The organism is Nocardia sp. NPDC051929, assembly GCF_044548645.1.
Lineage (GTDB): Bacteria > Actinomycetota > Actinomycetes > Mycobacteriales > Mycobacteriaceae > Nocardia > Nocardia sichangensis.
The window spans coordinates 69,030-88,626 of record NZ_JBIUCG010000008.1 but is presented as its reverse complement, the minus strand read 5'-3'; the positions used below and the strand labels follow the sequence as shown (position 1 = coordinate 88,626).

General features: G+C 70.4%; 17 protein-coding genes. 10 read left to right on the top strand and 7 right to left on the bottom strand.

Going from position 1 to position 19,597, the window contains the following annotated elements; translation table 11 throughout:
• Positions 1 to 16: 16 nt before the first annotated feature.
• Positions 17 to 2,695, bottom strand: coding sequence for a valine--tRNA ligase (locus ACIHAX_RS12125; RefSeq protein ID WP_355072282.1), 2,679 nt, complete (start codon positions 2,693 to 2,695; stop codon positions 17 to 19).
• A gap of 301 nt (positions 2,696 to 2,996) precedes the next feature.
• On the bottom strand, positions 2,997 to 3,923 hold the full coding sequence (locus tag ACIHAX_RS12120) for an NAD(P)/FAD-dependent oxidoreductase (protein WP_364431956.1): 927 nt from the start codon (positions 3,921 to 3,923) through the stop codon (positions 2,997 to 2,999).
• 91 nt (positions 3,924 to 4,014) lie between these two features.
• On the opposite strand from ACIHAX_RS12120, the gene ACIHAX_RS12115 reads away from it, so the two are divergent.
• Together ACIHAX_RS12115 and ACIHAX_RS12110 are read left to right on the top strand one after the other, a co-directional pair.
• A complete protein-coding gene (locus tag ACIHAX_RS12115; RefSeq protein ID WP_355072278.1) occupies positions 4,015 to 4,608 on the top strand; it encodes an XRE family transcriptional regulator in 594 nt (197 codons plus the stop codon).
• Between the two features lie 122 nt (positions 4,609 to 4,730).
• The gene (locus tag ACIHAX_RS12110; protein ID WP_355072276.1) at positions 4,731 to 5,429 is read left to right on the top strand and encodes a hypothetical protein; all 699 of its coding nucleotides are present in this window, start codon (positions 4,731 to 4,733) and stop codon (positions 5,427 to 5,429) included.
• 27 nt (positions 5,430 to 5,456) lie between these two features.
• Here the strand turns inward: ACIHAX_RS12110 and ACIHAX_RS12105 are convergent, their stop codons facing one another.
• Together ACIHAX_RS12105 and ACIHAX_RS12100 are read right to left on the bottom strand one after the other, a co-directional pair.
• Positions 5,457 to 6,401, bottom strand: a complete 945-nt coding sequence (locus tag ACIHAX_RS12105; protein WP_364431951.1) for a diacylglycerol kinase — start codon at positions 6,399 to 6,401, stop codon at positions 5,457 to 5,459.
• Positions 6,398 to 7,975 carry an FAD-binding oxidoreductase gene (locus tag ACIHAX_RS12100; protein WP_364432099.1) on the bottom strand — a complete coding sequence of 526 codons (1,578 nt, stop codon included), beginning with the start codon at positions 7,973 to 7,975 and terminating at the stop codon, positions 6,398 to 6,400. Before ACIHAX_RS12100 ends, ACIHAX_RS12105 begins: the two co-directional genes overlap by 4 nt.
• Positions 7,976 to 8,153: 178 nt before the next feature.
• On the opposite strand from ACIHAX_RS12100, the gene ACIHAX_RS12095 reads away from it, so the two are divergent.
• Both ACIHAX_RS12095 and ACIHAX_RS12090 read left to right on the top strand, forming a co-directional pair.
• On the top strand, positions 8,154 to 8,789 hold the full coding sequence (locus tag ACIHAX_RS12095; RefSeq protein WP_397277255.1) for a TetR/AcrR family transcriptional regulator: 636 nt from the start codon (positions 8,154 to 8,156) through the stop codon (positions 8,787 to 8,789).
• A 42-nt stretch (positions 8,790 to 8,831) separates the two neighbouring features.
• Positions 8,832 to 10,373, top strand: a complete 1,542-nt coding sequence (locus ACIHAX_RS12090; protein ID WP_397277253.1) for a glycerol-3-phosphate dehydrogenase/oxidase — start codon at positions 8,832 to 8,834, stop codon at positions 10,371 to 10,373.
• A 22-nt stretch (positions 10,374 to 10,395) separates the two neighbouring features.
• On the opposite strand, the gene ACIHAX_RS12085 is transcribed toward ACIHAX_RS12090, so the two are convergent.
• Entirely contained in the window at positions 10,396 to 10,914 is a 519-nt protein-coding gene (locus tag ACIHAX_RS12085; protein ID WP_364431942.1) for a GNAT family N-acetyltransferase, read from the bottom strand.
• A gap of 43 nt (positions 10,915 to 10,957) precedes the next feature.
• Entirely contained in the window at positions 10,958 to 11,629 is a 672-nt protein-coding gene (locus ACIHAX_RS12080; RefSeq protein WP_364431939.1) for a TetR/AcrR family transcriptional regulator C-terminal domain-containing protein, read from the bottom strand.
• A gap of 336 nt (positions 11,630 to 11,965) precedes the next feature.
• Here ACIHAX_RS12080 and ACIHAX_RS12075 point away from each other — a divergent pair, with 336 nt between their 5' ends.
• From ACIHAX_RS12075 to ACIHAX_RS12060, 4 genes are all read left to right on the top strand, one after another.
• Positions 11,966 to 13,222 (top strand): FHA domain-containing protein, encoded by a 1,257-nt coding sequence (locus ACIHAX_RS12075; RefSeq protein ID WP_356966507.1) that lies wholly within the window; start codon positions 11,966 to 11,968, stop codon positions 13,220 to 13,222.
• Positions 13,223 to 13,599: 377 nt separating this feature from the next.
• Positions 13,600 to 15,897: an FdhF/YdeP family oxidoreductase gene (locus ACIHAX_RS12070; RefSeq protein ID WP_364431932.1), complete on the top strand. Its 2,298-nt coding sequence runs from the start codon at positions 13,600 to 13,602 to the stop codon at positions 15,895 to 15,897.
• 49 nt (positions 15,898 to 15,946) lie between these two features.
• On the top strand, positions 15,947 to 16,786 hold the full coding sequence (gene fdhD, locus ACIHAX_RS12065; protein WP_397277249.1) for a formate dehydrogenase accessory sulfurtransferase FdhD: 840 nt from the start codon (positions 15,947 to 15,949) through the stop codon (positions 16,784 to 16,786).
• Between the two features lie 80 nt (positions 16,787 to 16,866).
• Positions 16,867 to 17,406 carry a hypothetical protein gene (locus ACIHAX_RS12060; protein WP_397277247.1) on the top strand — a complete coding sequence of 180 codons (540 nt, stop codon included), beginning with the start codon at positions 16,867 to 16,869 and terminating at the stop codon, positions 17,404 to 17,406.
• A 104-nt stretch (positions 17,407 to 17,510) separates the two neighbouring features.
• Here ACIHAX_RS12060 and mihF read toward each other — a convergent pair whose 3' ends face one another.
• Entirely contained in the window at positions 17,511 to 17,825 is a 315-nt protein-coding gene (gene mihF, locus ACIHAX_RS12055; protein ID WP_039796616.1) for an integration host factor, actinobacterial type, read from the bottom strand.
• Between the two features lie 484 nt (positions 17,826 to 18,309).
• On the opposite strand from mihF, the gene ACIHAX_RS12050 reads away from it, so the two are divergent.
• Complete coding sequence (locus ACIHAX_RS12050) at positions 18,310 to 19,104, top strand: AraC family transcriptional regulator (protein WP_355072255.1); 795 nt, start codon at positions 18,310 to 18,312, stop codon at positions 19,102 to 19,104.
• 39 nt (positions 19,105 to 19,143) lie between these two features.
• On the top strand, positions 19,144 to 19,521 hold the full coding sequence (locus ACIHAX_RS12045; protein WP_356966518.1) for a nuclear transport factor 2 family protein: 378 nt from the start codon (positions 19,144 to 19,146) through the stop codon (positions 19,519 to 19,521).
• Positions 19,522 to 19,597 lie beyond the last annotated feature (76 nt).

The window sequence follows — 19,597 nt, the reverse complement described above, 5'->3', positions numbered from 1 at the left end:
GGTTCCGGCTCGTGGTTCACTTGCCGCTCAACTCCGCCAGTCGGGCCCCGATGCGCGCCACCTCGTCCGCGGCGACCTGCTGCCTGCCGCGGATCTTCTCGACCACGTGGTCGGGCGCCTTGGCCAAGAACGCCTCGTTGCCGAGCTTGGCGGCGGTGCCATGGAGTTCCTTCTGCGCGGCGGCCAGATCCTTCTCCAGCCTGCGGCGCTCGGCGTCCAGGTCGACCGCGCCCGAGGTGTCCAGCTCCACGGTGACCGTCCCGGCGCTCAGGCGGACCTCCACCGACGCGGTCGCGGCGAAGCCCGCGTCCGGCTCGGTGAGCCGCGCCAGGTTGGCGACCGACGCCGCCTGCTCGCCGAGCCCCGCCTCGCCGACCCCGATCAGCTTGGCCGCGACCTTCTGCTTGTCCGCCAAGCCCTGGTCGCTGCGGAACCGCCGGATCTCCGTGATCAACCGCTGAGTGTCGGAGATACGTTGCGCCGCCTCCTGGTCAACGGGCACCCCGGAGGCCTGCGGCCACGGCGCGATCACGATCGACTCGCCGCCGGTCAGCGCCTGCCACAACGCCTCGGTGACGAACGGCACGACGGGGTGCAGCAGGCGCAGCACCGCGTCGAGCACGGTACCGAGCACCAACCGGGTCGCTTCCGCCCGCGCGCCGTCGGCGGCGAACTGCACCTTGGCCAGCTCGAGGTACCAGTCGCACAGCTCGTCCCAGGCGAAGTGGTAGAGCGCCTCGCACGCCTTGCCGAACTCGTAGGCGTCGAACGCGGCGTCCGCTTCGGCGCGCACCGCGTCCAGCCGGTCCAGGATCCAGCGATCGGCGTCGGTGAGCTGTGCGCGATCGGGCAGGTCGCCTACCCGCGCGCCGTTCATCAGCGCGAACTTCGTCGCATTGAACACCTTGGTCACGAAACTGCGCGAGGCGAGCACATGCGGCTCGCCGACCGAGAGGTCGCCGCCGGGCTGCGCGCCGCGTGCGAGGGTGAAGCGCGTGGCGTCGGCGCCGAAGGCGTTGATCCAGTCCAGCGGGTCGATGCCGTTGCCGCGCGACTTGGACATCTTCTTGCCGAACTGGTCGCGGATCAGGCCGTGCAGGAACACGTCCTTGAACGGCACCTGCCGCGCGCCGCCCTTGCCCGTGGTCAGCACGGCGTCCTCGGCGACGTAGGTGCCGAACATCATCATCCGCGCCACCCAGAAGAACAGGATGTCGTAGCCGGTGACGAGCACGCTTGTGGGATAGAACTTCTCGAGTTCGGCGGTGGCGTGCGGCCAGCCCATCGTGGAGAACGGCCACAGGCCGGAGGAGAACCAGGTGTCGAGGACGTCCGGGTCCTGCACCCAGCCCTCGGGCGCCTGCTCGTCGGGCCCGACGCACACCACTTCGCCCTCGGGGCCGTACCAGATCGGGATGCGGTGGCCCCACCACAGCTGACGCGAGATGCACCAGTCGTGCATGTCGTCGACCCAGCCGAACCAGCGCGGCTCCTGGCTCTTGGGGTGGATCACGGTGTCGCCGCTGCGCACGGCGTCGCCTGCGGCCTTGGCCAGCGACTCGACCTTCACCCACCACTGCATGGACAGGCGCGGCTCGATCGGCTCGCCGGTGCGCTCGGAGTGCCCCACGGAGTGCAGGTACGGCCGCTTCTCGGCGACCACGCGGCCTTCTCGCGTGAGCCGCTCGCGCACCTTGACGCGGGCCTCGAAGCGGTCCATGCCGTCGAATTCGGTTCCGGTGCCGGTGATCCGGCCGCGCTCGTCCATGATCGTCGGCATCGGCAGCCCGTGCCGCAGACCCATCTCGAAGTCGTTGGGGTCGTGCGCCGGTGTGATCTTCACCGCGCCGGAGCCGAATTCGGGATCGACGTAGTCGTCGGCGATGATCGGGATCTGCCGTCCGGTGATCGGATGCTCCAGGGTCGTGCCGATCAGCGCCCGGTAGCGCGGGTCCTCCGGATGCACGGCCACCGCCGTGTCGCCGAGCATGGTCTCCACCCGGGTGGTGGCGACGACGACGTGCGGTTCGTCGTCGCGGAGCGAGCCGTAGCGCAGCGAGACCAGCTCGCCTTCCACGTCCTCGTACTTGACCTCGATGTCGGAGATCGCGGTGCGCAATTCGGGCGACCAGTTCACCAGCCGCTCGGCGCGGTAGATCAGGCCCGCGTCGTAGAGCCGCTTGAACATCGTCTGCACGGCGCGCGACAGGCCTTCGTCCATCGTGAAGCGGTCCCGGCTCCAGTCGACGCCGTCACCGAGCGCGCGCATCTGCCACTGGATGGCGCCGCCGGATTCCCGCTTCCAATCCCAGACCTTCTGCACGAACAGTTCGCGGCCGAAGTCTTCCTTCGTCTTGCCGTCCACCGCGAGCTGCTTCTCCACCACGGTCTGGGTGGCGATGCCCGCGTGGTCCATGCCGGGCAGCCAGAGCACCTCGTACCCCTGCATCCGCTTGCGGCGCGACAGCGTGTCCATCAGGGTGTGGTCGAGCGCGTGGCCCATGTGCAGCGTGCCGGTGACGTTCGGCGGCGGCAGCACGATCGAGTAGGGCGGCTTGCCGCTGCCGGTGTCGGCGGTGAAATAGCCAGCGGCTACCCAGCGCTCGTACATCTCGGCCTCCACCTCGCTGGGAGTCCAGCTCTTGGGGAGGGCATCGGCACGATTACGCGTGTTGTCAGGGGCTGCGCTGGTCACCCCGCGATTCTAGAGCGCGTCGCCGCGCCGACTTCGGGTCGGTCGACCCGGCTCGCCGCTACCCGCGGATCCGCCGGGCGGCAGCGCTGCGGAAATCGGGCGGGATATCGGCCCGCGGGGCGCTCCGGACGAATCGCGCGGAGCGGTATTTCGCGACGGAGACAAAGAAAGGCGGAGTCTTCGGTGGATGAGGGACACCGAACACTCCGCCTATGCCAGTAGCTTACCGGCGATCCGAGGCCGGACTCGGAATCCATAAGCAATTCTCAGCTTCCGGCATTTTCTACCCCGGATATTCCCCTTATCGGGCCGGCACGGTGACGTCGGCCGACACCAAGTCGCCGTTGATCGCGATCGCGGCGGTCGAGCCCGCGCCCGCCGCGGAGATCACCTGCGCAGCCGGATCGCTCACATTACCGGCGGCCCATACGCCCGCCACGCTGGTGCGCCCGGTGGCGTCCGTCACCACCCAGCCGCTGTCGTCGAACGCACACCCGAGCGCCACCAGCACGTCGTCGTTGGCGCGGAAGGTCGGCGCGACGAACATCGCCGTCCTCGGCACCGCTCGCCCGTCGGCCAGCTCCACACCGCGCAGCCGGTCCTGCACCACGAACCGGGCGACCTCGCCGTCGAGCACCCGCACGCCGCGCGCGTCCAAGCGAGCGCGGTCGTCGTCTGACAGTGGCATCGTGTTCGGGAAGAAAATGACGTCGTCCGACCACTGCGGCAGCAGCAGGGCCAAGTGCACCGCCCGCGCCGATGCGCCGGGTTCCCGCCCGCCGAGCACGCCGAGCGGCTGGTCACGCACCTCGTAGCCGTGGCAATAAGGGCAGTGCAGCACGTCGCGCCCCCATCGTTCGCGCACTCCGGGCAGCCGCGGCAGTTCGTCGCGCAGCCCGGTCGCGACCAGCAGGCGGCGCGCCCGCAGCGTCGCACCGCCCCGCGGCCGCAGCACGAACTCCGACTCACCCACCCGTTCCGCGCCGACGACGACATCGGAGATCACCTTTGCGCCGTAGCCCGCCGCCTCCTCGGCTCCGGCCGCCAGCAACTGCGCGGGTGGCATCCCGTCCCGGGACAGGAACCCGTGCATGTGCTCGGCGGGCGCGTTGCGCGGCGCGCCGCCTCCGACCACCGCGACCCGCCGCCGCGCCCGGGCCAGGACCAACGCCGCGGACAACCCCGCCGCACCGCCACCCACGATCACCACGTCATATGTCTCGCTCATCCGCGATCACCTCCACCGACACAGTGCCGTGGCTCGGCGCATATCAGCAACTATTGTTGCCAAATCCGGGACGACGCGGTGCACTGGTGACATGTCCACACCACCAGGCGTCGCCCAAGCCCTCGCCGACATCGGTCCGCGACTCAAAGCGCTGCGGACTCGACGCAACGTCACGCTCACCGCGCTGGCGGAAAGCACCGGGATCTCCAAGAGCACGCTGTCGCGGCTCGAGTCCGGCCAGCGAAAAGCCAGCCTGGAACTGCTGCTGCCGATCGCGATGGCCCACCAGGTGCCGTTGGACGAACTGGTGGCCGCACCGCGGATCGCCGACCCTCGGGTCCACACGACGGCACGGAAGATGAACGGGCTCAGCATTCTTCCGCTGACCCGGCAGCCGGGGCCGTTGCAGGCGTTCAAGATCATCATCCCGCCCGAGCGTGGTGAGCCCGACCCGAAGGTGCACGAGGGTTTCGAGTGGCTCTACGTCCTGTCCGGACGACTCCGGCTGGTGCTGGGCGAACACGATCTGGTGCTCGGCCCCGGCGAGGCCGCGGAATTCGACACCCGCCAACCGCATTGGTTCGGTAGCGCGGGCCGGGGACCGGTGGAAATTCTCAGCCTTTTCGGGTCCCAGGGTGAACGAATGCATCTTCGCGCGCGGTCGGCGGGCCGGAAACCCACATGAACCGATAGTGTCCGAAATGTCCAGTATTGCCGAAAGGACGAAACCTCGGGACTCTGGGAAGGGTGAACACCCCACGCGCATCTCACTCGGCGAATCACCAAGAAAAACGGGGGTTTTCCCGGATGCCGAACCCGTCTCGGCTGCGGACGCTGGGAGAGGTGAACCCCCCGCTGGAAGCCGTGCCCGGGCACGCCCCCGAACCGCGACCGCCGATCCTGGTCCCGGATGCGCTGCACGATCTACGCGGTCGCGCGGTCGCGGAGATTCGATACCCCGCCGCGGCGGCGCTGATCGTCGCGGGCGTCCCCGGCGCGGGTAAGAGCACCGCCTTGCGCAAATTCTTCGGCGCCGACGCGGCGGCCACCGCACCGTCGCACAGTCCCGCCGGGGTGCTGGTGCTCGACTCGATGCAGGCGCGCAATCGCTGGCGGCCCAGACTCTGGTGGCTGCCCTACCTGCTGTGGCGTCCGGTGGTGCACGTGGCGCACTTCGTCGCTGTTCGCGCCGCGCTGCGTGAGGTCGACGGCCCGGTCGTCATCCACGACTGCGCCACCTTCCGGTGGGCGCGCGTTCTGATCGCGCGCTGGGCGGCGGGACGTGAATTGCACCTGCTCCTGCTCGATGTGCCCGCGCCGGTGGCCAGGGCGGGCCAGCACAGCCGCGGACGACGGATCAATCACGTGGCCTTCCGGCTGCACGTGCGCGGCTGGCGGCGATTGATGAGCGTGGTGGCGACGGAACCCGCGGCCCGCGGTTCCCGGTCGGTCGTCATCGTCGACCGCGCGGCCGTCGACCGCCTTGGGTGCGTGACCTTCGCCTGACCGGCGAAACCGCCGCCTCGGTGCGCCTCAGGGCACCAGGACGGTCAGTGCCGCCGGGACGGCCCTGATGGTGAGCGGCAGGGTGCCCGCCGGTTCGCCGTCGGCCGTGGCGGGCGCGCCCGCGGCGGTCAACGTGACGGCCGCGGCGCGGAACTGCTTGACCTCCGGGTGATTCTGGCGTTTCCCCGCCGACAGCGCGGGCAGCAAGCGCAGCATCTCCCGCCGCGACAGCGCGCCGACCACGGTCAAGTCGAGCAGTCCGTCGTCCATGATCGCGTCCGGGCAGATCAACATGCCGCCGCCGTAGGTGCGGGTGTTGCCGACCGCGACCATGACCGCCTCGGTCTCCAGCAGCGAGCCCATGCCGGGGTTGGTGAGCCCGTCGGTCACCGCGTCCACCAACTCGACGCGGTAAGGAACGGTGAAGCGCCCGGAGATCTCGGCCAGCGCGGCGACGGTATAGCGCAGCCTGCCTTTCGGCCAGCGCATCTCATTGGCGCGCAGCGTGACTCGCGCGTCGAATCCGGTGCCGGTCACCGTGGCGAACCACATCGGCGCGCCGGGCGACTCGATCCGGCCGAGATCGATCGTCCTGGTCCGCCCGCGCAGCACGAGCGCGGCGGCGGCGAGCGGGTCGTCGGTCGGCACACCGAGTTCCCTGGCCAGGTCGTTGCCGGTGCCCGCGGGAACCATGCCGAGCGGGACGCCGGTCTCCGCGACGGCCTGAAGGGTCAGGTTGATCAAGCCGTCGCCGCCGACGCAGACCACGGCATCGGGCGGCGCGTCGCCCGCGATGACATCTCGCACCTGCCGAACCGTTTCGGCGGCCGAGGGCGCGCACACCTCGGCGACCTCGGCGCCGCCCGCGCGGAGACGGGCGATCGCGGCGCTCGCCGCCGCGCCGCTCTTACCGTGCCCGGACCGCGGGTTGGTCACCACGGTGACCTTGCGTACCGGCGAATATTCGGTCACGGCACCAGCTTTCCCGGATTGAGGATGCCGGCCGGATCGAGTTCGGCCTTCACCGCGCGCAGGACGCGCACGCCGAGGTCACCCACTTCGTCCGGCAACCAGGGGCGGTGGTCGGTGCCCACCGCGTGGTGGTGGGTGATGGTGCCGCCCGCCGCGACGATGGCGTCGCCCGCGGCGCGTTTGGCGGCCTGCCACTGCGCCAGCGGGTCGTCCAACTGCTTGGCGACGACGGTGAAGTACAGCGACGCACCGGTCGGGTAGGTGTGCGAGATGTGGCACATGACCAGCGGGGGCGTCCCCTGCGCACTGAGCGAATCGGTCAGCGCCCCGGTCACCTTCTCCTTCAGCGCGCTCAGATTCGACCAAGTGGTGGCGGTTTCCAGCGTTTCACAGAGCACCCCGACATCCAGGAGCGCGTCGCGCAGGTACGGCGCGGCGAAACGACCGTGCTCCCATTCCCTGGCCGCTGCCTCGCCCAGGGCCGAGCCGCCCGCCGCGGCCAGCAGTGCACCCGCCTCGGCGCTGCGCGCGGCGACGTGCGCGGCACTGCCCTCGTAGGTGGTGACGGCCAGACATCCGGCCACCGGGTTGCCGCCGATATCGCCGGAGCGGGCGAGGTTGATCCCGGTCTCCGCCTCGTCGGACAGCCGGAGCACGGTCGGCGCCGCACCCTCCTGCACCACCGCGCGCAACGCTGCGGCGCCGGTCGCGAAATCGGGAAACGACCACGCCTGATAGGCGACGGTTTCCGGGACCGGGTGCACGCGCAAGGTGACCGCGGTGATCACGCCGAGCGTGCCCTCCGATCCGACGAACAGCTCACGCAGATCCGGGCCCGCCGCCGAGGCGGGGGCGCGCCCGAGGACGAGCGTGCCACTGGGCGTGGCGATCTCGAGCCGCTGCACCATGTCGTCGAAACGGCCGTAGCCCGCCGAAGCCTGGCCAGAGGATCGCGTCGCCGCGAAGCCGCCGATGGTGGCGAACTCGAAGCTCTGCGGGAAGTGGCCGAGGGAGAAGCCGTGCCCGCCGAGCAGTTCCTCCGCGCGCGGGCCGGTGAGTCCCGCGCCCAGTGTGGCGGTGCCGCTGATCGGATCGATCGCGGTGATCGTGTCCAGCCTGCGCAGATCCAGGGCGATCACGGCGTCGAAGCGACCGCGCACGGGTTCGACGCCGCCGACCACGCTGGTGCCGCCGCCGAACGGCACCACCGCGACGGCGTTCGCCGCGCAGTAGGCGAGCACGGCGAGCACCTCGTCGTGGTCGGCGGGGAAGACGACGGCGTCCGGCGCGTCCTGCGGGCCCTCGGCCCGGCGGCGCAGTAGATCGGGTGTGCTCTTCCCCCCTGCGTGCCGCAACCGATCGCGGTGGTCGGCCGACACGTTCCCGGAACCGACCACCTCGACCAACCCGGCCCGCCGCGCGGGCGTCAACGCCGATTCGCGCAGTGGCACGTCGCCCTCATCGCGGCGCGCCACCGGATCGCCGGACACCCCGAACACCTGCGTCAGCAGACCACGGATCCGCTCCGAAAGTGGCTGGTGCCCAGCCGGGATTCCCCAGGCATCCCAGACCATACTCGCCGCCGACCCGCTCACGCCGGTCTTTGCCGCGGAAGCCGAATCGCCCGCGGAGTGCTGCCGTGTCTCCACCATGCGTTACAGTTTGACATATACTGTCAAGCAGTAACGAAGGTTCGGACCATTCCCCTGGTCGACGCCAGCCGTCGGCCGATCAACCCCCGGTGGTGACACCTTGACCGCTCCTGACGACTCCGCCGAGCGCCTCTCGGCGACCGACCTGGCGATCCTCGACGCCGCTCGCGCGTGCGTGGAGGAATTCGGCGTGCGCCGCACCACCCTCACCGAAGTGGCGCGGCGAGCGGGCGTCAGCAGGCCGACCGTCTACCGCCGCTGGCCGGACACCGGCGCGCTGGTGGCCGAGCTGCTGGTCCGCGAGCTGCGCGGGATCGTGGCGGCGACCATGCCGTCGGCGGGCAGCGCGCGCGTCAGGCTGGTCGAGGGCGTGGTCGCGGGAGCGGCGACGGTCCGGTCGAATCCCTTGTTCGGCAAGATCTTCCGTACCGACACCGATCTGATGCTCACCTACGTCTTCGGCAGGCTGGGGCGCAACCAGCGCGCTCTGATCGAGCTGTTCGCGGCGGGTATCCGCGACGGCCAGCGGGACGGCTCCATTCGCGGGGGCGACCCGGAACGGATGGCCACGATGCTGCTGCTGATCGCCCAATCCGCGGTGCAATCGGCGGGCACCGTCGCGCCGCTGCTGTCGGGCGAGCATCTCGACGCCGAACTCCGTCGCGCGATCGACGGGTACCTGGACGACCACGCCCGGGAGACGACCGAGGACACCGACCGGAGACAAGCGCGATGAGCCGTCTTCGCACCCTTCTCGCCGTAACCGAAAGGCATTGTGATGAGCACTGATCCGGGGCACACCGGGGACTCCGCGTTGAACGCCGCCCGCCGTGCGGCGGATCTGTCGCGGCTCGGCGACGGCGCCGAGGTCGACGTGCTGGTGATCGGCGGTGGCGTCACCGGCGCGGGCGCGGCGCTGGACGCCGCGGCCCGCGGGCTGAGCACCGTGCTGGTGGAACGCCACGACCTGGCCTTCGGCACCAGCCGCTGGAGTTCCAAGCTGGTGCACGGCGGCCTGCGCTATCTCGCGAGCGGCCGCGTCGGCATCGCCCACGAAAGCGCCTCGGAGCGCGGCATTCTCATGCGCACCACGGCGCCACATCTGGTGCGCCCGCTGCCCCAACTGGTCCCGCTGCTGCCGAATATCGGCACGACGCAAGCCGCACTGGTGCGCGCCGGTTTCCTGGCGGGTGATCTGTTGCGGCGTGGTGCGGGCACCCCCGCGGCGCTGCTGCCCCGGTCCCGGCACGTCGCCGCCGCGGAGGCGGTACGGCTCGCACCGACCGTGCGCCGCGCGGACCTGCGCGGCGGGCTGCAGGCATGGGACGGACAGCTGGTCGACGACGCGCGCTTGGTCGTCGCACTGGCGCGCACCGCGGGGGCCAACGGCGCGCGCATTCTGACCCGCGTCGAAGCGATCGACGTGACCGGGAATTCGGCGACCCTGCGTGACACACGCACCGGCGAGACCCTGGCGGTGCGGCCGCGCGCCGTGGTGAACGCCACCGGAGTCTGGGCCGATCAGGTGGATCCGAGCATCCGGCTGCGCCCGAGCCGCGGCACCCACCTGGTGTTCTCCGCCGCGTCCTTCGGCGGCCTGTCCGCGGCGCTCACCGTACCGGTGCCCGGCAGCATCGGCCGCTTCGTCTTCGCCTTCCCCGCCGCGCACGGCCGGGTGTACCTGGGGTTGACCGACGAGGACGCGCCGGGCCCGGTTCCCGACGAGCCGAAGGCCACCGACGGCGAGATCGATTTCCTGCTCGAGACCATCAATCCCGCCCTGCGCGAGCCGCTGACCCGCGCCGATATTCGCGGCTCCTACGCCGGGTTGCGCCCACTGCTGGAGACCGCCGACGACAGCACCGCCGACATCTCGCGCAAACACGCGGTGCTGCGTTCCCCGAGCGGGATCGTCACCATCGTGGGAGGCAAACTCACCACCTACCGCAAGATGGCCGAGGACGTGATCGACGCCGCCGTCACGCACAACGGTCTCGCCGCGGCACCGTGCCGCACCCGGCGGCTACCACTGGTAGGCGCGGTCTCCGGAGCGGCGCGCGACCGCATCGACGCGCCGCCGGTGCTGATCGAACGCTACGGCGGTGAGGCGGACGCCGTGCTGGCCGCCGCGCGCCGTGATCCTGCCCTCGCCGAGCCGGTCGCGCCCGGAATCGACGTACTCGGAGCCGAATTCGCGTTCGCGGTGTCCCACGAGGGCGCGCTGGAGGCCGACGACCTGCTGGATCGGCGCACGCGCATCGGCCTGATCGCCGAAGATCGGGCCGCCGCGGCGCCCGCGGCCGTACGCGCCCTCGCCTGACGGCACGACGCGTCCGGGCGGCTCAGTCCATCGACCATGCGGACAGTTCCGCGCGCATGCACGCGCGCGGCCAGCGGTCGAGGCCGTGGGCCTGCTCGGCGGCGCGCAGCGCGACCAGCCCCGGCGTCTCCTCCCCCGCCGACAGGTACCGGAAGCCGAGCCGCTCGTAATACGGCCCGTTCCACGGCACCTCGGTGAACGTCGTCAGCGTCATCGCGGGTAGGCCCGCGACGGCGGCCCATCGGGCGGCCTGGTCGAGCAAGCGCTTGCCGATCCGGCGCCGGGCGTGATCCGGGCGCACCGAGACCTGCTCGATGTGGGCGTTCCCGTCGACCACTGCCGCGACGAGGTAGCCGATCGGCAGGTCGTCGTCGGTCCACACCCAGGCCCGCCCGGCCTGCTGGAACTGTCGCAGAGTCGCCAGCGAGGGCGGTTCGTCGTCGGCCACGGTCGTCATCCCGATTCGCGCGAACGGCTCACCCGTCGCGCGCTCGATGTCCTGGAGCACGGGGAGGTCTCGGAATGTCGCGGGTCGGATCACCGGCCCATTGTCGGTCCGCCCCCACGACATAAGCCAGCGAATTTCACTGCGCCCGCGTGGCGAGGATGCCGTTGAGCAGCACTTGCACGGCCCAGGCCGCGCGCGCCGCACCGCCGCCCGCCAGCAGAGCCTCCCGCATGGCCACGACGGTCGGATAGCGGTCGGCGGGCAGTTCGGCGAAGCGCCGCTCGATCGCGGCGAGGTACTCCTGCTCGCTGCCGCCCCCGATGCGGTGCGCACTCTGTTCGGACGCCGACGCGGTGATGTGCAGGAACAGCAGGTCCACCGCCCACGACGCGGTCAGCTCGTCCAGTCCCGCCTCGGTGAGCGCACCGAGCATCAGCTCCACCAGCCGCAGGGCGTTCGGACTGCTCGGAATCACACCGAGCGCGACGAGCGCCAGCCCTTCGTGCCTGCTCATCGCCGCCACCGTGGCATCGACCAGCTCGGTGAGCCGCTCGCGCCAGCTCGCCCCGGCGGGCTCGGGGACGGAACCGAGGACATGGTCGAGCATGGCGGCCATCAGATCGTCGCGATTGGCGACGTATACGTACAGCGAGGCGGCGCCGGTGTCCAAGTCCTGTGCGACCCGGCGCATGGTCAGCGCCGCCGCTCCATCCCGGTCCAGGATGCGCAGGCCGGTCTCGACGATCACCTCGCGGCTCAGCGGAGCTTTGGCCGGGCGGGCCCTGCGGCTGACGGCTGCTGCGCTCATGAGCCGAGCATAACGAGGGACGAACGCCGTTCGGGTGAGCGGCGCAAGTCCATGCGCGTCCGGAGCTGCCGCGAAGAGGCCGATCCGGCGGGACGGAGCAGGCCGCCGAACGCCGCTTGCTGCGGAAAACACCACAACACGCAGCTCACAGCCTTGCGAAGCTTGACGGCGACCGCTCGCGAGAACCCGCCCGACAGAGCGTGATTCGAGAATCCGATGACACGGCGAGACGTTCGCACTGTCCGCTTCGCGATGCGCGCAGACCCCGGTTCGGTTGTCGCCGACGCTCTATGCTGGCTTCGGTATGCCGGTAGTGCGCCGGGAAGGAGGGCGCGGGTGCGCAGAAAACCGTCCACCGTGGGTGTCGCACCGGGCGACGGACTCGTCGCCCGTTTCGGTGCGGTCGTCGCCTACCTCGGGGCCGAAACGACCTCCACGGACCGAATACTCGGCACCATCGAAGCCGTGGCCGAAGGCGAGCATCCCGGCGCCGCGCTGGCGCAACGCTTGGCCGCGGTGATCTTCGGCAGCACCGTCCAACCGCCGCCGTTCGGTGTGGTCGCCCCCACCGCGGACGGCGTGCTGATCCTGTTGCGCGGACCGGTCACCGCGGAGATCCAAGGCGCCGAGGGCACCCGCCGCCTCGACGGCGGGCGTGCGTTCACTTGGGTGGACGAGATCGTGCGCGAACCGGTGCGCCGCATCACGATCGGCGCGGACACCGGCGAGCCGCCGACCGCCTTGCCTCGCACCGACCTGCGCGCCGGCGTGGTCCCCGGCGGCGGCTTCGTGCTGCACGCCGCGGTACGACGCACCGGAAAAGCCGCCGAACCACGCACGTCCGAGCCTTCCGCGCAGGCCGAGCCCGAGGCGACGGCGGCGGCCGGTTTCGCGGCGATGCCGGAACCGACCGGCGCGTCCGACGCCGTCGCGCAAGCATCGCCCGCTCCGCGACCGACCGGCGCGTCCGACGCCGCCGCACAGGCAACGCCGATCCCTCGGCAGACCAGCGCCGCCGACGCCCTCGCACCAGCGACACCCAGGCCGAACGAGTCGGTCCGCCCCTTTGCCAAACCGCGTCCGCCCCGGCCGGTCCCGGACCGACCGCCGGCGTGGTCCCAGGTGCAGCCCGCGCGCGAACCGGTCGCCCTGCGCAAAGCGCCCGAGAACGGCGGAACGCGAGCCATGAGCCCGGCGGCGCTGTCCGGAGACGCCGTCGGTGCGCTGGTCACCGAAGAGGGGGCGGCCTACCCGTTGGACCGCGCCTACGTCATCGGGCGCGGACCGCAGGTGGACGAGGCGGTCCGCACCGCCGCCGCCACTCCGATCGTCATCCAGCGCGATCGGCATGTCTCGCGGGTCCACGCCTATGTGTCGGTGGACGGCGGCAAGGTGTACATCCGGGACGCCGCCGCTACCTCCGGCACCTTCATCGCCGGTCCCGGCACCGACCAGTGGACCAGGATCAGCACGTCCCCGACCGAGCTCCCGCCCGGCTGGCGGGTCCGCATCAGCGAGCGGGTCCTCACCTACCGAGGCGACGAGCAGCGCACGGGCACGGCGGATATCGCGGGAGCGCGCCGCCGTTCGTAGCCGCCGAGGGCGCCTGGCAAAGTGGCCGCGGTGACAAGTTCGCCTGCCAGCACCGGCGCCCGGGTACTCGAACAGCGTCGCCGCGCCCGCACACGCACGGCATCGGGCACCCGGACCGGCGCCGACCACCGTTCGAGCATGTCATGACCCCGGCGCTCGCGGCTGCCTCGCACCAGGGCGCCGCACAGCGTGAACGGCTCGCCGAGCCGCCGCGCTCGCGGAACCGGGCTCCGGGTCGGCCCCTCGCACGGCCGAGGCCAGGCCGCACCACGGCCGCGTACCGGACGGCTTCGCGCCCGGCTCATCGGCCTCGCGCCGGGGACGGCCGATCAACCGGTCGAGTCGAGCCCGGATCGCGCGGGGAGCACAATGGCGACATGCACCGAAACGGACCGAGCCGCGACATCGACGAGTCCGAGCTGACGGTGACCCCGCCCGAAGAGCAGGCCGCGGGCGTCACCGCCGTGGCGGTGGCGTTGAAACGCTCGATCGAGGAGATGGGCGTCATCCGCACGGCGCGCACCCTGGCCCGGGTCAATCAGGTGCACGGCTTCGACTGCCCGGGCTGCGCCTGGCCGGAGCCGAGCGGCCATCGCAGGCCCGCCGAGTTCTGCGAGAACGGCGCGAAGGCCGTCGCCGAGGAAGCCACGCTGCGCACGGTGACTCCCGAGTTCTTCGCCACCCACTCGGTGGCGGACCTGAGCGACAAATCCGGCTATTGGCTCGGCCAGCAGGGCAGGCTGACCCACCCGATGGTGCTGCGTCCCGGAGACACCCACTACCGGCCGATCGCCTGGGACGACGCCTACCGTTTGATCGCCGACACGCTACGCGGGCTGGACTCCCCGGACGAGGCGGTGTTCTACACCTCCGGCCGCACCAGCAACGAGACCGCGTTCCTCTATCAGCTGCTGGTGCGCAGCTACGGCACCAACAATCTGCCGGACTGCTCCAACATGTGCCACGAGTCCTCCGGCGCGGCGCTGTCGAGCTCGATCGGGATCGGCAAGGGCTCGGTCTCCATCGACGACTTCGCCAAGGCCGACCTGATCGTCGTCGCGGGACAGAATCCGGGCACCAATCATCCCCGGATGCTCAGCGCGCTGGCCGCGGCCAAGGCGAACGGCACCCGGATCGTCGCGGTGAACCCCCTGCCCGAGACCGGGCTGCTCGGCTTCCGCGACCCGCAGACGATCAAGGGCGTCACCACCGGCGTGCCGATCGCCGACGACTTCCTGCAGATCCGCCTCGGCGGTGACCTGGCCCTGTTCCAGGCGCTCGGCCGCCTGCTGCTGGAAGCGGAGGACCGCGCACCGGGCACGGTGGTCGACCGGGCGTTCGTCGACGCCCACTGCGCGGGCTACGCCGAATACGAAAAGCACGCGCGCACGGTCGATCTCGACACCGTACTGGAAGCGACGGGTCTCACCGCGGCCGAACTCGAGCACACCGCCGAGCTGTTCGCCCGCTCGCGCAACATCATCCTGTGCTGGGCCATGGGCCTGACCCAGCAGGCCCATGCGGTGGCCACCATCGAGGAGGCCACCAATCTGCTGCTGTTGCGCGGCATGATCGGCAAACCGGGCGCGGGTGTGTGCCCCGTGCGCGGTCACTCGAATGTGCAGGGCGACCGCACCATGGGCATCTGGGAGAAGATGCCCGACACCTTCCTCGACGCCCTCGACCGCGAATTCGGCATCAGCAGCCCGCGCGAGCACGGCCTCGACACCGTCGCCGCCATCCGCGCCATGCGCGACGGACAGGCGAAAGTCTTCATCGGCATGGGCGGCAACTTCGTCTCCGCCACCCCCGACACCGCCGTGACCGAAGCCGCGCTGCGCGACTGCGCGCTCACCGTGCAGGTCTCCACCAAACTCAACCGCAGCCACGTCGTGCACGGCCGTACCGCGCTCATCCTGCCGACGCTCGGGCGCACCGACCTCGACCTGGCCCCGGACGGCGCCAAGAATCAAGTCTCGGTGGAGGACTCGATGTCGATGGTGCACCTGTCCACCGGACGGTTGCGGCCGGTCAGCGACCAGTTGCGCAGTGAAGTCGCCATCGTCTGCGAACTCGCCCGGGCAGTCCTGGGCCCCGACCACCCGGTGCCGTGGGCGCGCTTCGCCCGTGACTACGACAGCATCCGCGACGCCATCGCCCGCGTCGTGCCCGGCTGCGCCGACTACAACGCGAAAGTTCGCGGCCGGGGCGGCTTCCAGCTACCGCATCCGCCGCGCGACGCCCGCGAATTCCGCACCGCCACCGGCAAGGCCAACTTCGCGGTCAACGAGCTGACCTGGCTGCCGGTCCCCGCGGGCAGACTGATCCTGCAAACCCTGCGCAGTCACGACCAGTACAACACCACCATCTACGGCCTGGACGACCGCTACCGCGGCATCCACAACGGCCGCAAAGTGGTGCTGGTCCACCCCGAGGACATCACCGCGTTCGGTTTCCGCGACGGCGATCTGGTCGACATCGTCTCCGAGTGGACCGACGGCACCGAACGCCGCGTCGAAGGCTTCCGCCTGGTCTCCTACCCCACACCGCGCGGCAACGCCGCCGCCTACTACCCCGAGACCAATCCCCTGGTGCCACTGGACCACGTCGCGAAACGATCGAACACGCCAGTCTCCAAAGCGGTCACCATTCGTTTCGAGGCGAGCAAGGCATGACCAGCCGGGTCCGGCCGCAGGACAGTGCTCGCGCCGAAGGGAACACGGCATGAGCCGCGTCACCGCTCGCCGCCGGATGCGCCGGATCTCGCCCAGCGGGCAGATCCAGCGCCCGGACACCTTGGCCGTCGAAGAACCGCTCGAGATCCGCATCGACGGGCAGTCGCTGACGGTCACCATGCGCACCCCCGGCAACGACATCGACCTGGTGCACGGATTCCTGCTGAGCGAAGACGTCATCGGTTCCGCCGAGGACATCGTGGCGGCCCGCTACTGCGCGGGCACCGACGACCAGGGCCACAACACGTATAACGTCCTCGACGTCACCCTGCGCACCCCCGTGCCGGTGTCGACCCGCTCGTTCCTCACCACCGGAGCCTGCGGACTGTGCGGAAAGACCGCCCTGGACGAGGTCCGCAAGCGCACCCGATTCCCTCTGCCCGCCGCAGGCCCGGTGGTGGACACCCGGGTACTGGCCGCGATGCCCGGCATGCTGCGTGACCGCCAATCGGTGTTCGAAGCCACCGGCGGCTTGCATGCGGCGGGCCTGTTCACCACCGACGGGCAAGCGCTGGCGGTGCGCGAGGACATCGGCAGGCACAACGCGGTGGACAAGGTGATCGGCTGGGCACTGCGCGAATCCAGGGTGCCCGCCCATGATCTGGTGCTGATCGTGAGCGGGCGCGCGTCGTTCGAACTGGTGCAGAAAGCCGTCATGGGCGGAATCCCGATGCTCGGCGCGGTCTCGGCGCCGAGTTCGCTGGCCGTCGATCTCGCCGCCGACGCCGGACTGAGTCTGATCGGCTTCCTCCGCGGCGACACGATGAACGTCTACACCGTCCCCGAGCGGCTGCGCACCGATCCGGGCGCCGACTCGTTGTTGGCCTGACTCACTATTGCCCGCGCCGGACGCCCGTTCTACCGTGACTGCACGGAGCCGGAACGGATTCGGCGAGAACGGAGCGGCCGATGCGGATATCGGTGGAGGGGACCTCCGAGGGCCTGCGGGTCCGGATGCGGTTCGAGCAGTACCGCCGCCTGCTGCTGACGCGGATCGTGCTGGCCGTCTTGGCGGTACAAGGAGCGATCGTCGGCCTTTGGGCCACGTTCGCGCCGCATTCCTGGTACACCAGTTTTCCGGGGTTCGGCGCCAAGTGGGTGGCGGCGGACGGCCCTTACAACCACCATCTGGCGGCCGACGTGGGTGCCTTCTTCCTGGCGCTGACAGCGGTGACGATCGCGGCGCTCGCGGTCAACCGAACCACGGCGGCCCGGATCGGGGGCGTCGGCTGGCTCACCTTCGGTGTCCCCCATTCCCTTTACCACCTCTTCCACAAGCCCGCGGACATGGGCGCGGCGAGCTTCACGGCCAGCCTGATCGCGGCGTTGCTGCTCGTGATCGGCGGAGCGGCCTGCCTCTTCCTGCCGCCGCGCGGCGAGTTGCCCCTCTCGGACCCGCAACCGGTGACGCTGCGTTTCCCGCGCCGCCGTCCGCGCGCCGTCCGCTGATCGGCGAACCCGGCAGCAGAGTCCGGGACGCCCGTGGGAGATCACCACGGGCGTGATCCGGTGGATCCGCGGATGACGCCGCGACTTGGCGAATTCCCCGACCGTCAGTCCTTCAGCGCTTCGAGCAGTGCCGCGCGCTGACGCGCACCGAGCCCGCCGATCCGGCGATCCTCCGGGATCTCCGCCTGGTCCATCAACTTCGCGGCCTTCACCGGCCCGACACCGGGCAGGGCCTTGATCACCGCGGCCACCTTGGTCTTCTTCACCAGCTCGTCGGAGTCTGCCTTCTTCAGCAGATCCGCGACCGAAACCTTGCCCGCCTTCACCTTGCCGATCAGTTCGGAGCGTGCCTTGCGGACCGCAGCCGCCTTGGCCAAGGCCTCGGTGCGCTGCTCTGCGGTCATGGTAGGCAGTGCCATGTCTCCTCCGCTTCCACTCGTCACTCGAACATCTGGTTGACCGGACCGAGTAAACAGCACGGCACCGGGAGCGCAAGCTCGACACACCGGGCACGAACTGCGGAAATGACGATGAATTTCCCCGGTTCGCGCCGTCGGAATCAGTGGACGGCCGACGGGCTACAGACGAATAGGACGAAAGGAACACCACGTCACGGAGCTGTCCCTCGCACGGATCGTCGCGTCGGACGACACGTACCGAGAACCCCGAGCAGAAGCGGTGCGCCGGGACGGCGACTACTCCGAAGCGGCCGTCGCCGCACGGTAACGCGGGATGAGCCGTTACCGACAGAGTCAGCAAATACCGAACGCGGGTCTGGTTCAACGGCGAACCAAGGGGGATCAACGGCGATCCCCCGGGCCCGCTCGGGTCACACCGAGCGGAGCCTTCACCCCGGACAACAGAAAATATCGCGGTTCGCACGGCCCGTGACAGCATGACGGCATGGAGCCGAGCACTCCGCCGGGGACGACTGCGTCCGCGATTCTGTGGCTATGGCCTGGGCAGGCGATCTATCGCGGACCGTCCCTGCGTCCGGACGCGCATTCCACCGCCGTGAACTGTCTGGCCGTTGGGTTGGACGCGCCGTTCACACTCGCGACCGATGCCGTCACGCACACCGTGCGCAGCGCGCTGATCCCGCCGCGCCGGGTGCACCGCGTCGTCGCGGGCGGCGACCAGATGATGTTCTGTTATCTGGATCCGGGGTCGCGGGGCGCCCGAGCCTGCCGGGATCGGATGATCCGGTGGCACGCTGAATTCGGACTCGGCCATCGGGCGGAAGCCGCGCTCGCCACGGCTGCGAGCGGCACGTGCCCCGATCCGCGCTCGCTGGCCGAACTCATCGGCGCCGGGCCGGTCCCCACGCCGGACGACCGGGTAGCCGAGGCGATGGCGACCCTCCTCGCCCATCCCGCGCGGGAGTTCACCGCCGCCCGGTTCGCCGCGGCCGCGCACCTGTCGGAGTCGCGCTTCCTGCATCTGTTCGCCGCCCAGGCGGGCACCTCGTTCCGGCGGTACCGGCTGTGGGCCAGGATGCTCGGCGTCGGCCGCGCGCTCGCCGAGGGCGCGAACCTCACCGCCGCGTCGGCCGACGCGGGCTTCGCCAGCCCCTCACACTTCAGCGACGCTTTCCGCACCCTGTTCGGCTTGTCGGCCACCACACTGCTCGCCACCGGAGTACGGATCGTCGTGCTGGACGAAGCGGAAGGGATCGAATCGGGCGTCCGAACGCGCTAGGCTACAAATTAGAACACGTTTCATTTCAGAGGAGACTCGATGGCCAAACAGATTCGCGACGTGGTGGAGCAATACGTCAAGCTGGTCGGCTCGGGGCCGACCGAGGACATCGTCGCCCTGTACGCGCCCGACGCGATCGTGGAGGACCCCGTCGGCACTCCACCCAAGCGCGGCCACGAGGCCATCCGCGAGTTCTACGAGGTGATCGCCGCACTGGATCGGGAGACCGAGCTGCGGCCGGAGGACGTGAGAATCGCGGGCAATCAGGCCGCGTTCCCATTCACCATCGTCACCAAGGTCGGCGGACAGCGCTTCGTCCTGTCACCGATCGATGTGATGGAGTTCGACGAAGAAGGCCGGATCACCGGGATGCGCGCCTACTGGAGCCAGGAGGACATGCGGGTCGAGCCCGAGTAGCGCGCGCGGCGGCCGGGTGCGCCAGGTCACATCGCGGCCCCATCACATTCCGGCACGGTCTCTCGTCCGAGAAGTA

What these genes read in the sequence shown, in the direction of transcription:
- ACIHAX_RS12070 (WP_364431932.1), top strand. Translation starts at nt 13,600, where the DNA reads ATGCACCGAAACGGACCGAGCCGCGACATCGACGAGTCCGAGCTGACG.
- ACIHAX_RS12080 (WP_364431939.1), bottom strand. Translation starts at nt 11,629, where the DNA reads ATGAGCGCAGCAGCCGTCAGCCGCAGGGCCCGCCCGGCCAAAGCTCCG.
- ACIHAX_RS12120 (WP_364431956.1), bottom strand. Translation starts at nt 3,923, where the DNA reads ATGAGCGAGACATATGACGTGGTGATCGTGGGTGGCGGTGCGGCGGGG.
- ACIHAX_RS12045 (WP_356966518.1), top strand. Translation starts at nt 19,144, where the DNA reads ATGGCCAAACAGATTCGCGACGTGGTGGAGCAATACGTCAAGCTGGTC.
- ACIHAX_RS12110 (WP_355072276.1), top strand. Translation starts at nt 4,731, where the DNA reads ATGCCGAACCCGTCTCGGCTGCGGACGCTGGGAGAGGTGAACCCCCCG.
- ACIHAX_RS12050 (WP_355072255.1), top strand. Translation starts at nt 18,310, where the DNA reads ATGGAGCCGAGCACTCCGCCGGGGACGACTGCGTCCGCGATTCTGTGG.
- ACIHAX_RS12060 (WP_397277247.1), top strand. Translation starts at nt 16,867, where the DNA reads ATGCGGATATCGGTGGAGGGGACCTCCGAGGGCCTGCGGGTCCGGATG.
- ACIHAX_RS12100 (WP_364432099.1), bottom strand. Translation starts at nt 7,975, where the DNA reads ATGGTCTGGGATGCCTGGGGAATCCCGGCTGGGCACCAGCCACTTTCG.
- mihF (WP_039796616.1), bottom strand. Translation starts at nt 17,825, where the DNA reads ATGGCACTGCCTACCATGACCGCAGAGCAGCGCACCGAGGCCTTGGCC.
- ACIHAX_RS12090 (WP_397277253.1), top strand. Translation starts at nt 8,832, where the DNA reads ATGAGCACTGATCCGGGGCACACCGGGGACTCCGCGTTGAACGCCGCC.
- ACIHAX_RS12115 (WP_355072278.1), top strand. Translation starts at nt 4,015, where the DNA reads ATGTCCACACCACCAGGCGTCGCCCAAGCCCTCGCCGACATCGGTCCG.
- fdhD (WP_397277249.1), top strand. Translation starts at nt 15,947, where the DNA reads ATGAGCCGCGTCACCGCTCGCCGCCGGATGCGCCGGATCTCGCCCAGC.